This window comes from Algoriphagus sp., assembly GCF_024642405.1.
In the GTDB taxonomy this organism is placed as follows: Bacteria; Bacteroidota; Bacteroidia; order Cytophagales; family Cyclobacteriaceae; genus Algoriphagus.
This window is the reverse complement of record NZ_JAHEBC010000064.1, coordinates 1-16513: the sequence shown is the minus strand read 5'-3', so window position 1 is coordinate 16513 and position 16513 is coordinate 1. Positions and strand designations below refer to the sequence as shown.

Sequence of the window (16513 nt, the reverse complement as noted above, 5' to 3'; positions counted from 1 at the left end):
TAACCAACTGAGCTACCTCGCCATTTATAATTTCTTACCAATATTTCAATCAGGAGATTTGAACTCCCGTCCGCCGCGGCGGATAAGAATCCTTCGCTCTAACCAACTGAGCTACCTCGCCATTTATAATTTCTTACCAATATTTCAATCGGGAGATTTGAACTCCCGTCCGCCGCGGCGGATATGAATCCTGCGCTCTAACCAACTGAGCTACCTCGCCAGATGTAATTTATAATTGGTTCAATTTCAAACTTTAGGATTTTTTAAATACCTGAAACGTTTTTCAAGTATTGATATTTGAAATTAATGGCTATATTAAACCGCCGACGAAATCCAAAATATCAGAGGCTTAAATAAAAAATATTTAAACCTGAAAACCTCCCTTCCAAATGGGAATGCAAATATGAGGTCTTGTCCTGTGAAATGCAAGTTAGAGTTCTTTAAAAAAGTGAATTTTTCGCAAAGAAAAAGTAGATATCATGGTCAAAAATAAATTTGTTGCTGATTATCAAATCAATGCCTCCAAAAAAATTGTTTTTCAATATTTAAGTACAGCTAGCGGTTTGGAAGAATGGTTTGCTGATGAAGTCAGAATAAACGAGGATAAAAACTATATTTTCAATTTTGATAATGAAGACCATTATGCAAGGCTTGCCTCCATACGGACGAACTCGCATGTGAAATTTGAGTTTTACGACCCTGCAAATCCTGAAAGTTCTGATCATTCATTTATCGAATTTAAATTAGAAGAAAATGAGTTGACACAATCATTGTTTTTAAAAGTGATTGATTATTCTGATAGCTACAGTGATGAAGAGCTTACCGCAATTTGGGAGGGACTAATTGGAACTCTCAAAGAAATAATTGGTGGGTAATGTGAAATCTAATCACCATTTTTGAACTTCATTTCTAAAAGGACGTAAATCCGCTTGGAAGTAAGTTGCACATGAAAAAACTTGATAAGCTTATTCTTGGGTCTTTTATAGGCCCATTTTTATTGACATTTTTAGTCGTTGATTTCATCTTGTTGACTGTCAACATGCTGAAGTATTTTGATGAAATCTTCGGGAAAGGTCTTGGCTTTTGGATTTATATGGAACTGATTTCTTATTTCGTTATCAGTATTTCTCCAATGGCTCTGCCTCTTGCAGTTTTGTTATCCAGCTTAATGACCTTTGGGAATCTTGGGGAGCATTTCGAACTAACTGCAATCAAAAGTAGCGGAATTTCTCTGGTGAGGGCTTTAAGACCGATCGGCGTATTTGTGATTTTTTTAGCATTCGCAGCCTACTTATCAAATAATCATCTAGTTCCAAAAGTTAACTTAAAGACATTTAGTCTTTTATATGACATCAGAATGAAATCTCCTGCCCTAGACATCAAGGAGGGAGTTTTTTATGATGGAATACCTGGTTACAGTATTAAAGTAAACCGAAAATTAGATGATGTAAGACTACGGGATATTATTATTTACAATCATAACGAAGGACAAGGTAATTTGAATGTCACTTTAGCTGATTCAGGTAGGATGGAGCCATTTTTTAATGATAACTATATGAGGTTGACTTTATATAAAGGAACCAATTATAAAGAATCAAGATCGACAAGAGGGATTTCTGAGAAGCCGGTAGAATTTAGTAGAGCAACTTTTGATGAAAACGTAATTGTATTTAACCTTGATGCTTTTCAATTGAGCAGAACTCCGGAAGATCTTTGGTCTACCAATAGGGCTATTAAAGATATTTCTGGAATTAAGGATGGATTGGATTCTATAAATACCCTGGTAAATGACAAAATTTACCAGAATTATCAATCTGCAGAATCTATTTTTCCTTTTTTTACTAGAGAGAGGAAATTAGAGCCATTACCCTATATTAAAGAAAGAAGGGCCATCGATGACTCAATCCGTCAAATAAAAATGGCGAAGGAGAGAGCCATTACAGATTCATTGAGTAGAATAAAAGAAAAGCAGGATAGTGCTAAAAGGGCCGAAGTGATTTTAGATAGACCTACTGATTCCATAGATGATGGTAATAATATAAAAGGTAACTTAATTAACAGTACTAAATCGCTTGCCAATGATTCCCTTTTCCAGCAAAAACGCCTAATTAGGAGAAATACAATTCAGGAAGAAAGCGAATCTGAAGAGGATTCTTCAAATATTCCTTTATCAAATAAAACTGTTCAACTTAAAAAATCAAGAACAGCACCATTAACAAGTGAAGAGAAAGCAAGAATAGATTCAATTGTTTATGAGCAAGGGTATATTACAAATGCCTTAACCATGGCAATGAATAACTCAAGAAATCTGAAAAATTCATTTGATATTAAAACGGCTCAGATTGATACAGATCAAAGAGAGTTCAGAAGGTATCAGATTTCTTGGTATCAAAAATACACTCAGGCATTTGCCTGTTTTGTGATGTTTTTGATTGGTGCCCCATTAGGTGCAATTATAAAAAAAGGAGGGTTAGGAATGCCTGTTTTGCTTTCAATCATCTTCTTTATTATTTATTACATGCTTACTATCTCAGGAGAAAAATGGGCAAAAGAAGGAATTGTCGATCCACTTTTTGGAACATGGTTTTCCAATTTATGCTTATTACCATTTGGCTTGTTCTTTTTGAAGCAAGCGAGAAATGATACAAGATTATTTGAACCTGATTTTTATCAGGGGATTTGGAAAAGCCTACAAAAACATCTGAAAGTTATTGGTTCAAAAAGGATCTGAACTTTTATTATATCAATAATAGCCTTACCTTTGTGGTTGTTTTAAAAAAATTAGCTAAACATGTATTTAAATTCAGAGAAGAAACAAGAGTTGTTTAAGAATCATGGACGGTTAAAATCTGAAACTGACACAGGATCACCTGAGTCTCAGATTGCCCTCTTTACACACAGAATTAAGCATTTGACTGAACATTTGAAGTCAAATAAGAAAGATCACTCTTCCAGACTTGGTCTTTTGAAACTAGTTGGTAAGAGAAGATCTCTTCTAGATTATCTTCATAAGAAGGAAATTGAGAGATACAGATCTATCATTGCCGATTTAGGAATTAGAAAATAACCCTTTGGTAAGGTTCTTTATTAAGAGGACCTTACTTTTTCTTTTTTATGGGTATCACTCACTTTTATATATTGACGCTTTCATACTAATACGTATTTATGTTACCAAATTTGATCACCAAGACCATCACCCTTGAAGATGGCAGAGAAATTATTATTGAAACAGGTGCTTTGGCTAAACAAGCCGATGGGTCTGTTGTCGTGAAGATGGGAAAAGCCATGCTTTTAGCTACAGTTGTATCTAAGAAAGAAGCTGGTGAAGGAGTGGATTTTTTACCTATGTCAGTTGATTACCAAGAGAAATTTGCTTCCTCGGGAAAAATTCCAGGAGGATTTCTAAAAAGAGAAGGAAGACTTTCTGATTACGAGATTTTAATCAGTAGAATCGTGGATAGAGCGATTCGTCCTATCTTTCCAGATGACTACCATGCAGATACCCAAATCGCAATCACGCTAGTTAGCAGTGATGACGACGTCCTTCCGGATGCATTGGCAGGTCTTGCGGCTTCAGCAGCTTTAGCAGTTTCTGATATTCCATTCAATGGACCAATTTCAGAAGTTCGTGTAGCGAAAATTGAAGGAAAACTAAAAATCAATCCGACTCCAACGGAGTTGGAAAAAGCTTCTTTGGAATTTATTGTTGCTGGTTCTCTTGACTTTATTTTGATGGTTGAAGGAGAAGCAAATGAAATCCAAGAGGAAGAAATGCTTGAGGCGATGCAATATGCTCATGAGGAAATCAAGAGACATTGCCAAGCTCAAATCGAATTAACAAAGCTTGTAGGGAAAGAAGTAAAAAGAGAATACACTCACGAAAAATCTGATCCTGCACTTTATGATAAAATGAAAGCTGAAGTTTATGACAAACTTTATGCTTCAGTTAGCAAGCAAATTGCAAATAAATCTGAGCGTTCGGCTTTGATTAAAGAAATCAAAGAAGAATTCGTGTCTAATTTAGGCGAAGAGCATGGATTTGAAGAAAGTTTAATAGGTCCTTATTTCAGCAAAATTCACAAAGAAGCTGCTAGGAACTTGACTTTGAATGAGAAGAAAAGATTAGATGGAAGAAAGCTCAACGAAGTAAGACCTATTTGGTCTGTGGTTGATTATTTACCTTCTGCCCATGGTTCTGCCGTATTTACAAGAGGTGAAACCCAATCTCTTACTACTTGTACTTTGGGTACTAAGATGGACGAGATGATGGTAGATGGAGCAACTATTTCAGGATACAACAAATTCTACCTTCATTACAACTTCCCTGGATTTTCTACGGGCGAAGTAAAACCTAATAGAGGACCTGGAAGAAGGGAAGTGGGGCATGGAAATCTTGCCATGCGTGCTTTGAAAAAAGTTCTTCCTCCTGTTGAAGAAAATCCATATACTATTCGTATCGTATCTGATATTTTGGAATCTAACGGTTCGTCTTCTATGGCCACTGTTTGTGCTGGATCATTGGCATTGATGGACGCTGGTATTCCTATCAAATCTGCAGTTACCGGTATCGCTATGGGTATGATCTCCGATGCAAAAACAGGAAATTATTCTATCCTTTCTGATATTTTGGGAGACGAAGATCACCTAGGTGATATGGACTTCAAAGTGACAGGTACTTCAAAAGGTATTACTGCTTGTCAAATGGATTTGAAAGTTGAAGGACTGGAGTATTCCGTATTGAAAGAAGCTTTACTTCAGGCAAAGGAAGGTCGTCTTCATATTTTGGATGAGATCACCAAAACTCTTGCAGCTCCAAAGGCTGATTTGAAACCTCACACTCCAAGATCATTTTTGATGATGATTCCAAAGGAGTTAATCGGAGCTGTAATTGGCCCAGGTGGTAAAGTAATTCAAGAAATACAAAAAGATACTTCTACCACAATAGTTATTGAGGAAGTTGATAATCAAGGTAAAATCAGTGTTTTTTCTGCTAATCAGACAAACATGGATGCAGCCATCAGTAGAATAAAAGCCATAGTTGCTCAACCAGAAATTGGAGAGACCTACAGTGGTAAAGTGAAAAATATTCAACCTTTTGGAGCATTTGTGGAATTTATGCCGGGGAAAGATGGTTTACTTCATATCTCCGAGATAAAATGGGAACGAGTAGAGTCTATGGATGGAGTTCTTGAACCAGGAGAAGAAATTATGGTTAAATTAATCGATATCGATAAAAAGACAGGTAAATTCAAGCTTTCTCGGAAGGCTTTGTTACCAAAACCTGAAAAACCTTCTCCAAAAGAGTAGTGTTAATCATGTAATTGATTATTTTGACAATATCTTATTTAATTAAAATTCACAAATCATAATTCTGAATGAGGCAGCTAAAAATTAGCAAACAGATTACCAACAGAGAAAGCCAGTCGCTGGATAAATATCTCCAGGAGATCGGTAAGGTAGACCTGTTAACAGCAGATGAAGAGGTAGTTCTGGCCAAAAGAATCAGAGAAGGCGACCAATTGGCATTGGAAAAGCTTACAAAAGCTAATCTCCGATTTGTCGTTTCTGTGGCAAAGCAATATCAAAATCAGGGTCTTTCCTTAGGTGACTTGATCAACGAAGGTAATCTTGGTTTAATTAAAGCTGCTCAGAGATTCGATGAAACTCGTGGTTTTAAGTTCATTTCATATGCAGTTTGGTGGATTAGACAATCTATCCTTCAGGCTTTGGCAGAGCAATCAAGAATTGTTCGTTTACCTTTGAATAGAGTTGGTTCATTGAACAAAATCAGCAAAACTTTCAGTGAACTAGAGCAAAAATTTGAAAGAGAGCCATCTCCTGAAGAATTAGCGGAAGTTTTGGAGGTAACGGCAAGTGAAGTGGTTGATACCATGAAAATTTCTGGCCGTCACGTTTCTATGGATGCTCCATTCGTACAAGGGGAAGAAAATAGCCTTTTGGACGTTTTGGAAAATGATGGAGATGAGAAGCCAGATGATGGATTGATGAATGATTCTCTTCGTAAGGAGGTTCAAAGAGCTTTATCAACTTTGACTCAACGTGAAGCTGATGTGATTACACTATATTTTGGGCTCAACGGAGAACATGCCATGACTTTGGAAGAAATTGGTGAAAAATTTAACCTTACAAGAGAGAGGGTTAGACAGATTAAAGAAAAAGCAATAAGGAGACTTAGACACACTTCAAGAAGCAAGACCTTGAAGCCCTATTTGGGATAAAAGTCAAAAAAATATAAAGGGGCTTTTAGCCCCTTTTTTAATATATATAATTCAGCCGATCAAAAATTCCGGATTTTCTTAGTTGAGGAATATCTGATTTGAACTCTTTGGAAATTTTAACAAAGACGAGTATTGTTTACCCATCATTATTGACAAAATTTAACCGATTTAATACAAGCTATTAATGAATCAAGAAATTGAAAAGGTCCGAGTACTAATCATCGGTTCAGGACCAGCCGGATATACTGCTGCAATTTATGCCTCAAGGGCAGGTTTATCTCCAATTTTATATACAGGTGGTCAACCTGGAGGTCAATTGACTATTACTAATGATGTTGAAAACTATCCCGGTTATCCAGATGGTGTAATGGGTCCTCAGATGATGGAAGATTTCCGTAAACAAGCGGAGAGATTTGGGACTCAAGTTAGATATGGACTTGTCACAAAAGTTGACTTTAATACCAATCCTAAAGTAGTTATCGTTGATGAACAGGTAACAATTCATGCAGAAACAGTAATTATTTCCACTGGGGCATCTGCAAAATGGTTGGGATTGGAAAGTGAAGAAAGATTAAACGGTAAGGGAGTTTCTGCCTGTGCGGTCTGTGATGGCTTTTTCTTTAGAAATCAAGAAGTTGCCATTGTGGGTGCTGGTGATACAGCTTGTGAAGAAGCTTCCTATTTAGCTAACATTTGTTCTAAAGTGTACATGCTAATTAGAAAAGATGAAATGAGAGCCTCTCAAATTATGCAAAAGCGTGTTAAAAATAATCCTAAGATTGAAATTCTCTGGAATACTGAAACAGATGAAATTCTAGGGGATGAAGAGGTAAATGGCGTAAGAATTCTTAACAATAAAACTGGAGAAAAATCTGATTTGGCAATTTCTGGCTTCTTTGTTGCTATTGGTCATGAACCAAATACTGAGATTTTCAAGGGATTTATCCATATGGACAATTCCGGCTATATAAAAACTATTCCGGGGACTTCTAAAACTAATATCGAGGGTGTTTTTGCTTGCGGAGATGCACAAGATAATGTTTATAGACAAGCAGTAACTGCTGCTGGAACAGGATGTATGGCAGCTTTGGATGCAGAACGGTATTTGGCCGAAATAGAGAATCCATAAACCCAATTCATGAGGTCTTCCATTCTAAAAATAATTTTAGGAATAATTTTGAGCATTGGTTTCTTTGAAGTCAATGCTCAAGTTTTTCCAAAGATTATCAAGAAAAACAGTACGACTACAACTGGTTCTGGAACCCAGGAACGTAAAAATATTGAATTTAGAAGTTTTGACCAGGAGTCATATTTAAGGACACTTTCCTCTGTTACAGATTCAATAATCTTTGAAAATAATGTAAACCTCGGAAAAGTTAGATCTATTGTAAGTGAGGATCCCTATGTTATGATTTGGGCCCCTACAAATAAATTAGTCAAAGTTTCAGAACAAATTCAAATTGATAGTATCTGGATTACTGCCTATGAATATTATTCTAGTTGGGATAGTAAGAAAATAGATATTTATAATTTTGATCCTAAGACTTTTCAGGACTCTGTCAATATCCGATTATATGATCCTTTTTTTGGATATGATTGGAAAATGCCGCTTACAAAAACTCCTGTTACATCAACTTTTGGATCCAGATGGGGAAGATGGCATTATGGCACAGACTTAGATCTTGTTACCGGGGATCCTGTTTATAGTGGCTTTGATGGAATAGTCCGAGTTCGGTCTTATGATAGATATGGTTACGGCTATTATCTTGTCGTAAGGCATAAAAATGGCTTAGAGACATTGTATGGTCATTTGTCAAAATTTTTAGTGGATGTAGGCCAAGAAGTAAAAGCTGGTGATTTAATAGCAAAAGGTGGCAGCACCGGAAGAAGTACCGGTTCACATTTGCATTATGAATTAAGGTATAGAGGACTACCTTTTGACCCTCAAAATGTTTACGAGTTTGATGAAGAAAAAATAATAGGACCAAACTTCTTAATCACTCCAAGTACTTTTTCTCATGTGGTCAAGGCTAGAACTGCAGCTTATCATAGAGTGAAAAAAGGAGAAACTTTAGGCTCTATTTCCAGAAGATATGGAATCTCCATTAATACGATTACACGACTAAATGGTATTTCTTCCAGAAGTATATTAAGAATAGGACAGAACCTTCGGGTCAGATAAGTTTAAACTATAGTCAAAAATGACAAAACTTGATATTTTAGTAATAGCCGCTCATCCTGATGATGCAGAATTGGGCTGTTCGGGTACAATTTTATCTCAGGTAGATAAAGGAAATAAAGTGGGTATTGTCGACCTGACACAAGGGGAAATGGGAACTAGAGGTACCCCTGAACTTCGACTTAAAGAAGCAGATGAAGCAGCAAAAATATTAAAACTGTCAATTCGGGAAAATTTGAAATTTAAGGATATCTATTTTTTAAATGATGAAGAGCATCAGCATAAACTTATTGAGGTTATCAGAAAATACCGGCCAGAAATTGTTTTAGCTAATGCCATATCTGATAGACACCCTGACCATGGGAAAGGATCTGATTTAGCAAGTATTTCCTGTTTTATGAGCGGGCTTCGTAAAATTGAAACAAAAGTGGATGGGATAAGCCAAGAACCTTGGAGACCAAAACATGTATATCATTACATCCAAAACAATCACATCAATCCGGATTTTATTGTAGATATCACTCCATATTGGGAAGATAAAGTAAAAAGTATCAAAGCTTTTAAATCGCAATTCTTTGATCCCTCAAATCAAGAGCCAGCAAGTTTCATTTCAGACCCGGAATTCTTGCCCTTTATAGAGTCCAGAGCACGTGAGTTTGGTCATAGAATAATGTCTACCTATGGAGAAGGCTTTACAGTAGAACGATTTATAGGGGTAAAAGACTTATTTGACCTTAAATAATCAGGGAGCTAATATTGATAGTTCCCAGCCACCGTTATCAATTTTTTCGTAGGCTATTCTATCATGTAATCGGCTTGGCCTTCCTTGCCAAAACTCTACATGATTAGGATTTAATCTATAACCACCCCAATGACGAGGTCTGGTAATGGGGGTGTCCTTGAATTTATTTTCGAAAACTTGTAATCTTTCTTCCAATTCTTCTCGGGAATTTATTTTTTGACTTTGGGGTGAGGTCCAAGCTCCGATTTGTGATCCTAAAGGTCTGGAAAAGAAGTATTCATCAGATAATTTTGTTGACACCTGTTCTATTTTTCCTCTGATTCTTACCTGTCTTTCAAGTTCTGGCCAAAAAAAAGTAAGAGAAGCGAATGGTGTTTGTGCCAACTCTTTTCCTTTTTGACTTTCGTAGTTTGTAAAAAAAACAAAACCCGTATCAACTTCTTTTAAAAGCACAATTCTTCCGTTTGGAATGCCGTCTAAGCCTATTGTGGATAGGGTCATGGCATTTATTTCAATAACTTTTGCGACTAAAGCTTCTTGAAACCAAAGGTTAAATTGTTCAATAGGATTTTTGGATAAATCCTTGATATCCAATGTTTTTAGGCTGTACTCTTTACGGATTGCTGAAATATTCATCAATAATTTATTTTCAATAAAAATTATTAGATAAATGTACTATCGCTATTGATTTTAAAAAATTATGATCTATATTTTTATTTGAATTATACCAACTAGTGAATGGATCAAAATGAAAAAATAAAACCAAAGGCAGGAGACTTGTTACTTTCCGAGCCATTTTTACAAGATGAGAATTTTGTTAGATCAGTAGTTCTTCTCTGTGAACATAATGTAGAAGGGAGCTTTGGATTGGTAATAAACAAGGTTTCTATTCTTAAATTGGGTGAATTAGTTCAGGACCTTGAGTTCTTGGATAATGAAGTCTTTGTGGGAGGACCAGTAGAGCAAAACACCCTACATTATATTTATTCTGGTGAAAAAGAACTGGAGAGAAGTATACAGATTGGGAAGGATTTGTGGTGGGGAGGTGATTATGAGCAACTTGTGGATAAACTGAAAACGGGGTTAATAGATCCTGAAAATGTAAGATTTTTTATAGGATATAGCGGTTGGGGATTTGATCAACTGGAGGAAGAATTGAATGAAAAAACCTGGATTGTTTGTAAGGATGAAGTGGATTCCCAAATTTTTGACTACACTCCGGATGAGCTTTGGAGAAAGCTCCTAAAAAATATGGGAGGCGAGTTTAAGGTAATCGCAAATTATCCTTTGGACCCAAGATTAAATTAGGCAAAATCCTTACTTTTGCCCATATTGCCGTGAAATAGTAGCGTTTTTATGACTGAGAAAAGTAATGATTTGTCCGACAAGGACAAGGTGACTCAAACCTCTCAAAACAAAGAGGTAAAGGGTATCGAGAAAGAACCTAAAGTTGAATCTACAGAGGAATCTCCTGATGAGCCAGTAAATAATAAAGCTGACGCAGGAGAAAAAAAGCCTGTTGATAATACTTCCAAAGAAGAGTCTCCTAAAGAAGAATCAAAAGAAATTGTTGAAAATCAGGATAATACTGAATCCTTACCAGAAGAAGTAGTAACCAGTGAAGATAATTCAGTAGAACCTGTATCTGTGAAGGAGGATAAAACTGTAGAATTATCCACTGAAGAAGGATCTTCAAGTGAAAAAGGAGAGGTAAGTCCTGAAATATCGGATGCTAATGAATCAAAAATAGAAGAGGTTTCTTCCAATGAAGAAAGTTCAGATGATGATTCGGAGGAAGAAGATGAAGATCACCAAGATGAAATAGATTTTTCTTCACTATCAAAAATTCAGCTTGTAAAGTTATTAAAAGAGAAAGTTCAGCAAGGAAATGTGTTGAAGATGGATAAGATTGTCCATGAGATAAAATCTGCTTTCGATGAATTTGTACATAAGGAGAGAGATGAAGCCTTGATAAAATTCAAAGAAGAGGGTGGAGCTGAAGATGATTTTGACTTCAAACCAAGCGAGGAAGAAAAAGAATTTAATAAATATTATTACGAGTTTAAAAAGCAGGTAAATACTATTCGCAAAGATGCTGAAAAGCAAAAAGATGCGAATTTAGCTGCAAAAACCGAATTGCTGAATAAACTGAGAGAGAATGTTGATGGGGAGGAAACCACCCTTAGCATGGCATCGATCAAAGCAATTCAGGAAGAATGGAAATCTATAGGTCCAGTTCCATCCGCACAAAATCGAAGTTTATGGGCAAGCTATAATGCTTTGATGGATCGGTTTTATGATAATAGGAGTATCTATTTTGAGTTAAAAGAACTTGATCGCAAAAAGAACCTAGAAAGTAAAACTGAGCTTTGTGAAAAAGCAGAGGCTCTCAAAGATGTAAAAGACCTCAAAGATGCGATCAAAGCTTTAAATGACCTTCATGAGGAATTTAAGCATATTGGCCCTGTTCCAAGAGATGAGCAGGAAAGTTTATGGCAGAGATTCAAAGCTGCTTCAGATGCAGTATATGACAGGAGAAAGGAATATTACGAAGGTCAAAAAGAAGTATTTCAGAAAAATCAAGTTGAAAAAGAAGCTTTGATTAAGAAATTGGAAGCCTTTTCTGATTTTAAAGCCGAAAGGATTAAAGACTGGAATACTAAAACAAAAGAAATTTTAGAGATTCAAAAGGCATGGGAGAAAATAGGGCCTGTTCCAAAAGAAGCTGGAAAAGAAATTAACAAATCATTTTGGACTGCCTTTAAACATTTTTTCCATAACAAGAATTTATTTTTCAAAGAGCTAGACGAAATTAGGGCAACCAATCAGTCAAAGGCAGAAGAATTAATCACCAAAGCTGAGGAATTGATGAACAGTACAGATTGGCAGAATACCGCGAATCAACTGGTCAAATTACAACAAGATTGGAAGAGGCTTGGACCAACTCCTGAAAAGAGTAGAGATACCCTTTACAAAAAGTTTAAAACAGCATGCGATACCTTCTTTGATAATAGAAGAAATTCCAACAAACAAAATAATGCAGAGTTTGAAGCTAACCTTGTCAAAAAGCAGGAGGTAATTAAAAAGATTAAAGAGGCCAAAGATGCAAGTGAAGAGAATCTTACGGAATTGGTTGGTACGTTTAATGAACTTGGTTTCGTGCCTCGAAAAAACATGAAAGAAGTTCAGGCTCAGTTTAAAGCTGCAGTTGATTTATACCTTGAAAAACTAGATCCTGAATTTGATAGAGAGGACTTCCTGTTTAGATTAAACTTAAATAAAATCCAATCTGACCCTAACGCTTCAAAAACTCTTAATAAGAAAGAGCATGGAATTCGGAAGCAGATTTCGGATTTAGAGAATAACATTACACTTTGGAAGAATAATCTTGAATTCTTTGCCGCCTCTAAGACTGCAGATAAGTTAAAAGATCAGTTTGATATTAAGATTCAAAAAGCGGAGGAGGAAATAGATAAGTTGAAGAAAAAGTTATCAATTCTTAGAGAGTTTTAAATTTTTCTCTCTCAGAATTAGAGAGATAGAAAAAATACTTTCAAAGGGTTTGGAGCGAATAATAGCTAAGCCTATATTTGCACCACGTTAAAGGAAAAAGCCTCCTTAGCTCAGCTGGTAGAGCAACTGACTTGTAATCAGTAGGTCATTGGTTCGATCCCGATAGGAGGCTCTTTTAATTTCAAAACCACTCGCTAACCCGAGTGGTTTTTTGGTTTATATTGGTTTAGATGACTACTATATTTTTTGTGTATTTACTTTATTCAAGTTCCAGAGACCAATATTACATTGGTCAAACTGAAAATTTAGAAGAGCGATTAGTCCAACACAACACGGGTTATTTCAAAAATTCCCATACCCATGGAATTCAGGATTAGGAGCGCCTAGGAATTAATCTTCTCAATGAGAATTTTGGATTTAGGAATATTCAATTTTGTTTTTGGGTGACTATTTTGATTTTTGTTATTCTAAACCAATTTTATTTTTTCGGTAGCTACTTTCAGTCAATAATCCTAAAATTTGTATTTAGGTAAAGAGAATTTTAATTTACTTTTCATTTTAGATATAAATCATTCATAATAGATGCGTTTCTTAAATAAAACAATCCTATTCGCAATCCCCCTGTCAATAGTATTTGCTTCTTGTGAACCCGAAAGATCTCCTTTTGATGTTTCACCTTCTGAATCTATGGATCCTAAGCGTTCCGAGCCTCCCTATCCAGTGGTTGAATTACCGGAAGGAATTGATATGGAGTCGCCAGTTTGGAAAGGAATTGACCTGACTCCAACAGCTCCAGTGGTTCCTGTTTCGGCTAATGAAGAGAAAAAGTCATTTGTCCTTAAACCTGGATATAATATGGAACCAGTGCTTTCCGAACCTCAAATCCGAGAACCTGCTGCAATCCAGTTTGATGGAAATGGTAGGATGTATGTTTTGGAGCTTAGAACCTATATGCAGGATATTGATGCAAATGGGGAATTGATGCCAACATCTAGGATTTCTAGATGGGAAGACAAGGATAATGATGGAGTATATGAAACAGGTGTTGTTTTCTTAGATAGCCTGGTTTTTCCAAGATATGTAGTTCCCTTTGGTAAAAATTCTATTCTTTCTATGGAATCTAACGAGGATCATGTCTATAAATTCACAGATACTGATGGGGATGGTCATGCTGATAAGAAAGAGCTTTTTGCATCCGGTTTAGGCAGATCTGGTAATGTTGAACATCAAACGACTTTTTTGACTTGGGCCTTGGATAATTGGATGTATAGCACATACAATTCTAAAAGAATTCGATGGACTGCAGATGGTGTTATTCAGGAACCAAGTGGCAATCCATGGGGACAATGGGGAGTTACCCAGGATAATTATGGAAAGCTATGGTTTCAAGATGGTGCCGGAGGTGTTCCGCAAGGATTTCAATTCCCAATTGCATATGGAAATTATAGTGTGAAAGGACAATGGCAGGATGGTTTTAGAACGCCCTATAGTTTAGTAAAATTAGCCGATTTTCAGCCTGGTATGAAAGAAGCAAATCCTGATGGGTCTTTAAATAATGTGACAGGTGCTGCAGGAAATGATGTGTTCAGAGGTGATCGCCTTCCAAAAGAGCTTGTAGGACAATATTTTTATGGAGAGCCTGTTGGTAGGATTGTACGCCAGGTAAATACTGAGAATGAAGAAGGATTGACTTACATTCAAAATAAATACATTGATTCTAAATCTGAATTCATTCAATCCACAGACCCGCTATTCAGACCTGTGGATATGGCTACTGCTCCTGATGGTACCATGTACATTGTGGATATGTATCGAGGAATTATTCAGGAAGGAAACTGGACGCAGGAGGGAAGTTATCTAAGAACTAAAATCCAACAATATCAAATGGATGATGTGATTGGAAATGGAAGAATCTGGCGATTGACCTATGAGGGAATGCCTAGAAACACCGAAAAACCAAGAATGTATGAGGAGACTTCAGCGGAATTAGTAAGGCATTTGGAAAACCCTAATGGTTGGTGGAGAGATCAAGCTCAACAGTTGATGATTTTGAATCAAGATAAATCCATCGTTGGTGATTTGGAGAAAATGGTTAAAACCTCAGCGAATGAACTTGCCAGAATCCATGCACTTTGGACCTTGGAAGGTTTAGGTGCCTTAGAAGCAAGTTTAGTTAGAGATCTTTTAGAGGATTCAAATCCCAATATTAGGATTCAGGCTTTAAAAGCTAGCGAGACACTTTATAAATATGGAGAAAAAAGCTTGGCATCTGATTACCGTGAGATGAGTAAAGACCAAGATCCAAATGTGGTAATCCAGGCATTATTTAGCGCCTATATTTTAAAAGTAGACCAGGTTGAGGAATTGATGAAATCCACTTTGGCCTTAAATTCTGCAAAAGGGCCTCAATTGGTGGCAACTCAAATTCTGGAAAAGATGGAGGAGGCTAGGAAGGCTGCTTCTGTAAAGTATGCTCCTGCTGAGTTGGCTTTGTTTACTAAAGGAAAATCCATTTTTGATAGCTATTGCTCTACTTGTCATGGTCCAAAAGGGTTGGGTTCTCCAGCTGGTGATGGATTGATTGCACCCGCATTCTCTGGTTCTCAAAGACTTATGGGACATCCAGAATATGCTGTTAAAACCATGTTACATGGCTTAACTGGTAATTTGGAAGACAAAGAATACGAAGGAGTAATGATAGCAATGAATATGAATGACGATGAATACATCGCTTCTGTGATTTCATATATCCGTAACGAGTTTGGAAATGAAGGTAGTTTTGTAACTCCTGAATATGTTGCTCAGCTCAGAGAGGAGACCAAAAACCGAGATTCAAATTATAGTTTTGATGAATTGATGCAGGAAGTTCCAAAGGCATTGGCACCTCAGGATAACTGGGTAGCAACTGCCAGTAGCACTGCTTTACAAGGAGTAGGATCTACTAAAGATCCATCTTATGTTTTTGGATATAAAGGCTGGAAAACTGAAGAAGCCCAAAAAACCGGAATGTGGTTTCAGATCGAATTACCAGATTCCCATAACCTAGCGGAAATTCAATTTGATTCTGGGAAAGATCAATTTCCGATTGGTTATTCAGTATCCATATCACCAAATGGAAGTAACTGGACTGAAGTTGCAAAAGGGCAAGGGCAAGTGGGAGTAAATAATATCCGTTGGAAATCTGATGAAAATGTTAGATTTATTCGTATTAAATCCAATGAAAATGGTGAAAACCCTTGGGGAATGAAGAACTTGATTCTTTACGCGAGGTAAAAAATATAAACCAAAAAGAGTAGAGGCTAACGGATCATTGTTAGCCTCTTTTTTAATAGTAAGGAATTAGATTTTTAGTATCTCACATTTTTTATTTGACGAGCATTATCAACAGATCCATCACTTCGTTTATTTGTAGTTCTTTGAAAACATGGATAAATTTTATTTTTAGAAATATAAACACTCACTTTTTCAAGTAGCTTGGCAAAAGAATTTTTTGTTATTGTGGAAAAGCTAAAAAGGAAACCTGAAGAGCGCCAAGTTTTTTGTAACCTTCTTCGTTCATATGAATGGGATCGCGATAGTAAAGCTCTTGATTGTAAATATTGTAACCACCAAGTGTAAATTGATCCAAATAGGGGATGCCATGTAGTTCACAGATTTGTTTTTGTAGTTCTACATATTTTACCATCCCTTCTTGATCAAATGGATCATACCCACCTCGATTGTTAAATGCTTTGCTGGAAGTAAAAAAGTAAATTGTGCCAGCGGGATTCAATTCATAAATTTTTTTGATGCAGTAATTGATGCCTCCAGCTTGAGTGATAAGCTTTTTTTCATCAAAAT

14 protein-coding genes and 3 tRNA genes are annotated in these 16513 nt (G+C 36.3%); 13 read left to right on the top strand and 4 right to left on the bottom strand.

Going from position 1 to position 16513, the window contains the following annotated elements; all coding sequences use genetic code 11:
* Window positions 1-50 precede the first annotated feature (50 nt).
* Both Q0L68_RS07230 and Q0L68_RS07225 read right to left on the bottom strand, forming a co-directional pair.
* Window positions 51-114 (bottom strand) — tRNA-OTHER (locus Q0L68_RS07230).
* 35 nt (window positions 115-149) lie between these two features.
* Window positions 150-213: transfer RNA gene (locus Q0L68_RS07225), tRNA-Met, on the bottom strand.
* A gap of 266 nt (window positions 214-479) precedes the next feature.
* Between Q0L68_RS07225 and Q0L68_RS07220 the strand changes: the two genes are divergently transcribed.
* The 8 genes from Q0L68_RS07220 to bshB1 all read left to right on the top strand — a co-directional run bounded on the left by Q0L68_RS07220 (window position 480) and on the right by bshB1 (window position 9160).
* Window positions 480-875: an START-like domain-containing protein gene (locus Q0L68_RS07220; protein WP_296701224.1), complete on the top strand. Its 396-nt coding sequence runs from the start codon at window positions 480-482 to the stop codon at window positions 873-875.
* A 71-nt stretch (window positions 876-946) separates the two neighbouring features.
* The gene (locus Q0L68_RS07215) at window positions 947-2731 is read left to right on the top strand and encodes an LptF/LptG family permease (protein WP_296701222.1); all 1785 of its coding nucleotides are present in this window, start codon (window positions 947-949) and stop codon (window positions 2729-2731) included.
* A 60-nt stretch (window positions 2732-2791) separates the two neighbouring features.
* Window positions 2792-3067: a 30S ribosomal protein S15 gene (gene rpsO / locus Q0L68_RS07210; RefSeq protein WP_296701221.1), complete on the top strand. Its 276-nt coding sequence runs from the start codon at window positions 2792-2794 to the stop codon at window positions 3065-3067.
* A gap of 98 nt (window positions 3068-3165) precedes the next feature.
* On the top strand, window positions 3166-5307 hold the full coding sequence (gene pnp / locus Q0L68_RS07205; protein WP_296701219.1) for a polyribonucleotide nucleotidyltransferase: 2142 nt from the start codon (window positions 3166-3168) through the stop codon (window positions 5305-5307).
* 68 nt (window positions 5308-5375) lie between these two features.
* Window positions 5376-6239, top strand: coding sequence for an RNA polymerase sigma factor RpoD/SigA (locus Q0L68_RS07200; RefSeq protein WP_026954085.1), 864 nt, complete (start codon window positions 5376-5378; stop codon window positions 6237-6239).
* A 184-nt stretch (window positions 6240-6423) separates the two neighbouring features.
* Window positions 6424-7368 carry a thioredoxin-disulfide reductase gene (trxB, locus tag Q0L68_RS07195; protein WP_296701210.1) on the top strand — a complete coding sequence of 315 codons (945 nt, stop codon included), beginning with the start codon at window positions 6424-6426 and terminating at the stop codon, window positions 7366-7368.
* Window positions 7369-7377: 9 nt separating this feature from the next.
* The gene (locus Q0L68_RS07190) at window positions 7378-8421 is read left to right on the top strand and encodes a M23 family metallopeptidase (protein ID WP_296701208.1); all 1044 of its coding nucleotides are present in this window, start codon (window positions 7378-7380) and stop codon (window positions 8419-8421) included.
* A 19-nt stretch (window positions 8422-8440) separates the two neighbouring features.
* Window positions 8441-9160 carry a bacillithiol biosynthesis deacetylase BshB1 gene (bshB1, locus tag Q0L68_RS07185; RefSeq protein WP_296701206.1) on the top strand — a complete coding sequence of 240 codons (720 nt, stop codon included), beginning with the start codon at window positions 8441-8443 and terminating at the stop codon, window positions 9158-9160.
* On the opposite strand, the gene pdxH is transcribed toward bshB1, so the two are convergent.
* Complete coding sequence (gene pdxH / locus Q0L68_RS07180) at window positions 9161-9796, bottom strand: pyridoxamine 5'-phosphate oxidase (RefSeq protein ID WP_296701203.1); 636 nt, start codon at window positions 9794-9796, stop codon at window positions 9161-9163. It lies immediately after the preceding gene.
* A gap of 102 nt (window positions 9797-9898) precedes the next feature.
* Here pdxH and Q0L68_RS07175 point away from each other — a divergent pair, with 102 nt between their 5' ends.
* The 5 genes from Q0L68_RS07175 (at window position 9899) to Q0L68_RS07155 (ending at window position 15946) form a co-directional block, all read left to right on the top strand.
* Entirely contained in the window at window positions 9899-10468 is a 570-nt protein-coding gene (locus tag Q0L68_RS07175) for a YqgE/AlgH family protein (protein WP_296701201.1), read from the top strand.
* Window positions 10469-10516: 48 nt separating this feature from the next.
* Window positions 10517-12673 (top strand): DUF349 domain-containing protein, encoded by a 2157-nt coding sequence (locus tag Q0L68_RS07170; RefSeq protein ID WP_296701199.1) that lies wholly within the window; start codon window positions 10517-10519, stop codon window positions 12671-12673.
* A gap of 99 nt (window positions 12674-12772) precedes the next feature.
* A tRNA-Thr gene (locus Q0L68_RS07165) sits at window positions 12773-12845 on the top strand.
* A 58-nt stretch (window positions 12846-12903) separates the two neighbouring features.
* A complete protein-coding gene (locus tag Q0L68_RS07160) occupies window positions 12904-13050 on the top strand; it encodes a GIY-YIG nuclease family protein (protein ID WP_296701196.1) in 147 nt (48 codons plus the stop codon).
* A gap of 205 nt (window positions 13051-13255) precedes the next feature.
* Window positions 13256-15946, top strand: coding sequence for a discoidin domain-containing protein (locus Q0L68_RS07155; protein ID WP_296701194.1), 2691 nt, complete (start codon window positions 13256-13258; stop codon window positions 15944-15946).
* Window positions 15947-16166: 220 nt separating this feature from the next.
* Here Q0L68_RS07155 and Q0L68_RS07150 read toward each other — a convergent pair.
* Window positions 16167-16513: SGNH/GDSL hydrolase family protein (locus Q0L68_RS07150; RefSeq protein WP_296701192.1), on the bottom strand; the 347-nt coding region annotated here is incomplete at its 5' end.